The organism is Micromonospora sp. CA-248260 (genome assembly GCF_050942205.1).
GTDB lineage: Bacteria > Actinomycetota > Actinomycetes > Mycobacteriales > Micromonosporaceae > Micromonospora > Micromonospora antibiotica.
In genome coordinates, this window is the sequence record NZ_CP192021.1 from 2555748 (window position 1) to 2562500 (window position 6753).

At 72.9% G+C, this 6753-nt stretch carries 7 protein-coding genes; 3 read left to right on the top strand and 4 right to left on the bottom strand.

From position 1 onward, the window contains the following. The first annotated feature begins 230 nt into the window (after positions 1 to 230). Both ACQP2H_RS11255 and ACQP2H_RS11260 read left to right on the top strand, forming a co-directional pair. The gene (locus ACQP2H_RS11255) at positions 231 to 1553 is read left to right on the top strand and encodes a hemolysin family protein (protein WP_308291088.1); all 1323 of its coding nucleotides are present in this window, start codon (positions 231 to 233) and stop codon (positions 1551 to 1553) included. Between the two features lie 57 nt (positions 1554 to 1610). After that, complete coding sequence (locus tag ACQP2H_RS11260) at positions 1611 to 2606, top strand: MerR family transcriptional regulator (RefSeq protein ID WP_219469830.1); 996 nt, start codon at positions 1611 to 1613, stop codon at positions 2604 to 2606. A 43-nt stretch (positions 2607 to 2649) separates the two neighbouring features. Here the strand turns inward: ACQP2H_RS11260 and ACQP2H_RS11265 are convergent, their stop codons facing one another. From ACQP2H_RS11265 to ACQP2H_RS11280, 4 genes are all read right to left on the bottom strand, one after another. Next, on the bottom strand, positions 2650 to 2967 hold the full coding sequence (locus tag ACQP2H_RS11265; RefSeq protein ID WP_219469832.1) for a PRC-barrel domain containing protein: 318 nt from the start codon (positions 2965 to 2967) through the stop codon (positions 2650 to 2652). Continuing rightward, complete coding sequence (locus ACQP2H_RS11270; RefSeq protein ID WP_219469835.1) at positions 2954 to 3331, bottom strand: hypothetical protein; 378 nt, start codon at positions 3329 to 3331, stop codon at positions 2954 to 2956. The genes ACQP2H_RS11265 and ACQP2H_RS11270 overlap by 14 nt, the downstream gene beginning before the upstream one ends. Then, a complete protein-coding gene (locus ACQP2H_RS11275) occupies positions 3328 to 4551 on the bottom strand; it encodes an NRAMP family divalent metal transporter (RefSeq protein ID WP_357535777.1) in 1224 nt (407 codons plus the stop codon). Before ACQP2H_RS11275 ends, ACQP2H_RS11270 begins: the two co-directional genes overlap by 4 nt. A gap of 333 nt (positions 4552 to 4884) precedes the next feature. Then, complete coding sequence (locus ACQP2H_RS11280; protein WP_208570223.1) at positions 4885 to 5259, bottom strand: PaaI family thioesterase; 375 nt, start codon at positions 5257 to 5259, stop codon at positions 4885 to 4887. 115 nt (positions 5260 to 5374) lie between these two features. Between ACQP2H_RS11280 and tyrS the strand changes: the two genes are divergently transcribed. Further along, positions 5375 to 6661, top strand: coding sequence for a tyrosine--tRNA ligase (tyrS, locus tag ACQP2H_RS11285; RefSeq protein ID WP_208570224.1), 1287 nt, complete (start codon positions 5375 to 5377; stop codon positions 6659 to 6661). Positions 6662 to 6753: the final 92 nt, after the last annotated feature.

Here is a 6753-nt window from a genome sequence, read left to right on the forward strand (position 1 = left end):
GTCGGGCCCGCAGCCGGTGGGGCCAGGCCGGCCGTCGGGCTCGCGTCGGGTCCCCCGACGGCCGGACGGGGCCGGACCGCCGTGCGGGCCGCATCCGGTCACCGACGATGGCCGTGGGGAGGGTTCGCCGACCGCGCGGTTGGGCACAGACTGGGCTACGCCGGGCGGGTCCTCCGCCCGGCGGCGTCGGCCCGTCGCCGACGCCCCCCGCCTGAGGGAGAGTGCCGGGCGTGCAGAGCTACTGGAGCCAGTTGGCCCTGGTCGGAGTCTTGGTGGTGCTCAACGCGATCTTCGCGGGCAGCGAGATGGCCCTGGTGTCGCTGCGGGACAGCCAGGTGCAGCGGTTGGAACGCACCAGCCGGGCCGGCCGGGTGCTCGCCCGGCTCGCCAAGGACCCGAACCGCTTCCTCGCCACCATCCAGATCGGTATCACCCTGGCCGGGTTCTTGGCCTCGGCCGCCGCAGCGGTCTCCCTGGCCAAGCCGCTCGTCCCGCTGCTCGGTTTCGTCGGCGGCGCCGCCGAGACGGTGGCGATCGTGCTGGTGACCCTGGTGCTGACCTTCGTCACCCTGGTCTTCGGTGAGCTTGCCCCCAAGCGGATCGCGATGCAGCGCGCCGAACGGTGGGCGCTGCTGGTGGCCCGCCCGCTGGACATCCTGTCCAGCTTCACCCGGCCGGCGGTGTGGCTGCTCGGTGCCACCAGCGACCTGGTGGTCCGGTTCGCCGGGGTGGACCCCAAGCAGCAGCCCGACGAGATCGGCCCCGACGAGCTGCGCGACATCGTCGCCGGCAACCACGGTTTCACCAAGGAACAACGCACCATCATCGCCGGTGCGGTGGAGATCGCCGACCGGCAGCTGCGCGCGGTGCTCGTACCCCGGTTGCAGGTCTTCACGCTCGACAGCGGGACCACCGCGGAGGCCGCCCGGCTGCTGCTGGCCGCCACCGGCCACTCCCGGGCCCCGGTGGTGCGCCACGGCGGCCTGGACGACGCGGTCGGCGTGATCCACCTGCGGGACCTGGTGGGGGTGCCGGACGACCGGCCGGTCGACGACTGCGCCCGACCGCCGATGCTGCTGCCCGACTCGCTGCCGGTGGTGGACGCGCTGCGCCAGTTCAAGGCGGAACGGCAGCACATCGCCCTGGTGGTCGACGAGCGGGGCGCGGTCGACGGGATCGTCACCCTGGAGGACATCCTGGAGGAGATCGTCGGGGAGATCTACGACGAGACCGACCGGGACGTCCGCTCGGTACGCACCGAGGCCGACGGGTCGCTGGTGATGCCCGGCACCTTCCCCGTGCACGACCTGACCGACATCGGCGTCGATGTGCCCAACCGGCCGGCCGGTGACTACACCACCGTCGCCGGGATGGTGCTGTCCTGCCTCGGGCACATCCCCACCGTCGCGGGGGAGAGTGTCACCATCGACGGGTGGGAGATGACCGTCACCGGCGTCGACCAGCGCGCCATCTCCCAGATCCGGCTGCACCACGCCCCGACCACGTCCGCCACCGACGAGCAGGAACCCGTCCACGACGAAGCCCACGCCTGACGCCACGACGACGTGGGGCTTGCATCTCAAGCCGCTGGAGATCGCATAGTGGTGGTCGTGAACATGAACGAGCTGTACGCCATCGGGGATGTCGCCCGGCGGACCGGCCTGAGCGTCAGCGCCGTCCGGTACTACGCGGACGCCGGTGTCGTCACGCCGGACGCCACCACCCCGGCCGGCCACCGCCTGTACGACGTGTCGGCCATCGCCCGACTGGAACTGGTCCGGACGCTGCGGGAACTCGACGCCGGCCTGGACGAGATCCGGCGGGTGCTGGCCGGCGAGGCGACCCTGCGCGAGTTGGCGACCACCCACCTCGCCCTGCTGGCCCGGCAGGAGACACGGCTGCGCAGCCGTCGCGCGGTGCTGTCGGCCCTCCTGCGCCAGGACTCCACCGCCGAGCAGGTCACGCTGATGCACAAGCTGGTCGGCATGCCGGACGAGGAACGCGACCGGCTGATCGACGAGTTCTGGGCCGAGGTCTCCACCGGGTGGGAGCCACCGCAGCGGATGGTCGACTGGTGGCGGGCGGCCCGGCCCGAGCTGCCCGAACAACCCACCGCGGCGCAGCTGGAGGCGTGGATCGAGCTGGCCGAGCTGGTCCGGGACCCCGAGGTCCGGCAGGCCGTACGCCATGAGCTGCACCAGGCGTGCACCACCGGGGCCGGGCCGCTGATGAGTTCGCCGCCGATGCTGGACACGCTGGAGACGGGCGCGGCGATCGGCCAACCGGTGCTGGACGCGGCGCGCGAGCGGGTACCGCCGGACTCGCCCCGGGGCAGGGGGATCGCCGACCAGTGGATCGGGTGGTTGACAGGCATCTTCGCGACGCCGGACAGCCCCGGGCTGCCGGACACGCCCGAGTTCCGGATCCAGGCGGCCGACCGGATGCTGGCCGGCGCGGAGTGGGACCGCATGCCGGCGGAGGGACCGTTCGACAGGTACATGGAGTTGGTCGCCACCGTGAACGACGACCCACCGGAGCGGTTCCCGTACGAGTGGCTGGCCGCGGCGTTGCGCGCGTCCGCCCTGCCGGCTCGCTGCGCCGGATAGCACGGTCCCGTGCCGTCCGGCCTGCCCCCGGCCCGCCGGGCTGTCAACCCGACCGGGGTGGCGTCCCGAACGGGAAGCCCGGCACCGGGGGCAGCAGCTGGATCTGGTCGGCGGGGAACTGGCGGGTGTCCCGGCTCAACGCCCGCGCGCTCACCCGGATCAGCCAGGGGCCGGACGGGTGCCGCTGCGCCCCGATCAGCCGGCCCCACATCCGGCTCCACCAGTGGGCGGTCACCAGCACGTCGGTGAGCCGGAGCCGGCCGTCCGGGAAACCACCCCGCACCACCACGTCCACCACCCGCCCCAACCGCCGCCCGTGCAGGTCGTACGCGGTGCGGCCGAGCAGTTCACCCGCTCGCACGGCCGGCGCCCGGTATCCGGTCGATCAGGTGCCGCCGCAGCCAGGTCTCCACCGGCGGGCGGGGCAGCTCGTCGGCGCGGGCCCGCAGCCGGACCGCGCTGTCGATCCGGGCGACCTGATCGAACGGGATGCGCAGCGGCGTCGACGCCCCCTCGGTGAACCGGTCGGCCAGCGCCACCAGCAACCGCCCCATCCGCCCGCCGATCCGCTGCCCGAGCGCCCCCTGCCCGGTCAGCAGGTACGCCACGTAGGGCACGCCCTGCGCGTCGAATGCGAACCCGACGTCGTCGACCTTGCCCAGCAGCAGCCCGTCGGCGTCGACGATCTGCCGGTCGAGCAGTTGCCGGGCGAGCTGGACCCTCACCGTCCCATCCCCGTCCCGACGGCCAACGGGATCGCGGCCACCGACGCCGCCACGATGACCAGCAGGAACACCGCACCGAGCAGGTTGAGCCACGGCCCGTTCACGTCGTCACCCAGGTAGGTGCGGTCGTTGGCGACGACCAGGATCGGCAGGTACGTCAACGGCAGCACCACCGCGCTGGCCACCAGCATGTACTCGGTCAACCGCACCGGGTCGACGGTGGTGGACAGCAGCAGCGTCGCGGCCAGCACGCTGACCAGCAGCACGCTGTGGAACCGGGCGGCCTCCCGGGGACTGACCCGCTTGCCCCACTGCCACCCGAAGTACTGCGCCGCCGCGTACGCCGCCGACAGCCCGGTCTCCAGCGCGGCCCCGAAGGTCACCGCGAAGAACGCCAGCGCGGCGACCGCCAGCCCCACCCCGCCGAACGCCAGCACCACCGGTCGGGCGACCTGGTCGAGGGTCGACAGCGACACCCCGCCCGGGTGGAAGACCACGGTGGCGGCGGCGACCAGCGACAACGCCAGCAGCCCGCCGACCGGGAAGCCGATCAGGACGCTCGACCGGGCATCGGCCAGATCGGCGGCGCTCCAGTTCTCCTCCACCCCGCCGGAGGAGAAGAAGAACACCTCGTACGGGCTGACGGTGGAGGCGAACAACGCCACCGCCACGAACCAGTACGCACCCCAGCCCTGGCCGGCCGTCCCGGGGTGCAGGGCACCGTGGCCGAGCGCCGCCCAGTCGGTCGGCAACCAGAACAGCGCCAGGGCGAACACCAGCAGGGTCAGCCCGGCCAGCCCGAACACCCGCTCCATCAGCTGGAAGCGCATCCGCCACAGCACCAGCCACACGGCGAACGCCGCGACCGGCACCCACAGCAGGTAACTCACCCGGGAGGCCAACTGCAGGGCCAACGCCACCCCGCCCAGCTCGGCGGCCAGGGTCAGCACCGTGACCAGGTAGGACGCCGCCAGGTTGAGCAGCGCGATACGGGGACCCAGGCGTTCGCGGACCAGGTCGAACACCGCCCGCCCGCTGACCGCCGCGATCCGGCCGGCCATTTCCGCGTACGCGCAGATGCCGACCACCCCGAGCACCAGCACCCAGGCGTGGCCCATGCCGAACCGGGCCCCCGCCTGGCTCGCCGCCACCAGGTCGCCGATGTCGACGAAGCCGCCGATGGCCGACAGCACCCCGAGGGTGGCGGCGAGGAGCTTCACGCGGGCCGGCCGACGCGGGGACGCGGTTGTGGCACCCGGGAGCGCCCTCACGGGGGGACGGGATCGGCGGCGGTCATCGAGGCGACGATATCGGCGCAGGAGGCACCGCATCCGGCAAACCGGTCAGGCTTCCCGGGTCACCTGCCCCCGATGCCCGATGCCCGATGCCCGATGCCCGCTGGTCGCCCTGCTCGCTCCGTGCGCTGGTCGCCCTGCTCGCCCTACCCGGCCCGGACGTCCCGCTGGTCGCCCTTCTCGCCCGGCCCGCACGTCCCGCCGGTCGCCCGGGCGGAGGGCCAGGCGGGGGAGCAGCCGGGCCAGGGCGTCGCGGCGTCAGTCCCGGGTGAGGTTCTGCAACCGGACCTGGCCCCGGGAGACCAACCGGCCCTCGGCGTCGGTGATCTCCACCTGCCAGAGCTGCTGGCTGCGTCCCCGGTGCACCGGGGTGCCGACCGCGACCAGCTCACCCTCGCGTACCGCCCGCAGGAAGTCCGTCTGGTTGGACACCCCGACCACGCTGCCCCGGTCGCCGAGCCACAGCGTGCCGCCCACGCTGCCGACGGTCTCCACCACCGTGCAGTAGACGCCGCCGTGCATGATGCCGGCCGGCTGGTGCAGCTCCGGCCGCACCTTCCAGCGGATCACCACCCGGTCGCCGCTGGCCTCGTCGAACGTCAGCCCCAGCAGGCCGACCAGACCATCCGTCATCTCCGGGATCTCCACGGCTTTCCTCCTCGTCGCACCGGCCCGGCCAGCCTAGCCGCGCCGCCGGCCGGCAAACCCGGTACGGCCCCAGGTCGGCAATGGGGGAGAATCGGTGACCGTGACCGACAGCAACCTCCCGCACGGGCGGGACTCCCTGACCGACGACCTGCGGTGGCGCGGCCTGATCCAGGACTCCACCGGCCCCGACGAACTGCGTGCGCTGCTCGACGGCGGGGCGGCCACCTTCTATGTGGGCTTCGACCCGACCGCGCCCAGCCTCCACGTCGGCCACCTGATGCAGGTCACCACCGCCCGCCGGCTCCAACTCGCCGGGCACCGCCCGCTGCTGCTGGTGGGCGGCGCCACCGGCCAGATCGGCGACCCGAAGGAGAGCGCCGAGCGTACCCTCAACCCGCCCGAGGTGGTGGCCGGTTGGGTGCAGCGCATCCGCGACCAGCTCGCGCCCTTCGTGTCGTACACCGGGGAGAACGCGGCGCAACTGGTCAACAACCTGGAGTGGACCGGCGAGATGTCGGTGGTCGAGTTCCTGCGCGACGTCGGCAAGCACTTCCCGGTCAACAAGATGCTCGCCCGTGAGGTGGTGCGGGCCCGGCTGGAGACCGGCATCAGCTTCACCGAGTTCAGCTACCAGCTCCTCCAGGCCAACGACTTCTTCGAGCTGCACCGACGGCACGGCTGCCAGCTCCAGTACGGCGGCTCGGACCAGTGGGGCAACATCACCGCCGGTGTCGACTACGTGCGTCGCCGCGGTGCCGGCCCGGTGCAGGCCTTCACGACCCCGCTGGTCACCCGCTCGGACGGCACCAAGTTCGGCAAGACCGAGGGCGGCGCGGTCTGGCTCGATCCGGAGATGACCAGCCCGTACGCCTTCTACCAGTTCTGGGTCAACGCCGACGACCGGGACGTCACCCGCTACCTGCGGTACTTCAGCTTCCGCTCCCGCGAGGAGCTGGAGGCGCTGGAGAAGGAGACGGCGGAACGCCCGGCGGCCCGCAGCGCCCAACGTGCCCTCGCCGAGGAACTCACCACCCTGGTCCACGGCGCGGAGGAGACCCGGCAGGCCGTCGCCGCCAGCCAGGCGCTCTTCGGTCGGGGCTCGCTGGACGACCTCGCCCCGGAGACGCTGCGTGCGGCGCTGAGCGAGGCCGGCCTGGTGCAGCTCACCGGTGAGCTGCCCGACGTGGCCGGGTTGCTGCGCGACGCGGGGCTGGTCGGCGGGCTCAAGGAGGCCCGTCGGGTGATCACCGAGGGCGGTGCGTACGTGAACAACACCCGGGTCACCGACGTCGACGCCACCGTCGACCCGGTCGACCTGCTGCACGGCCGTTACCTGGTGCTGCGTCGGGGCAAGCGCTCCTTCGCCGGGGTCGAGCTGCGCCCCTGACGGCCGGGTGTGACGTGCGACGCGTCCGCCGGATTTGACGATCAACTCGGCGGACGCGTAACTTTCTCTCTGCCAGCGCGGAACGGACGAAC

Bases quoted from the DNA above. Each gene is read 5' to 3' on its own strand.
- ACQP2H_RS11280 (WP_208570223.1), bottom strand. From the start codon at position 5,259: ATGACGGATGGTCTGGTCGGCCTGCTGGGGCTGACGTTCGACGAGGCC.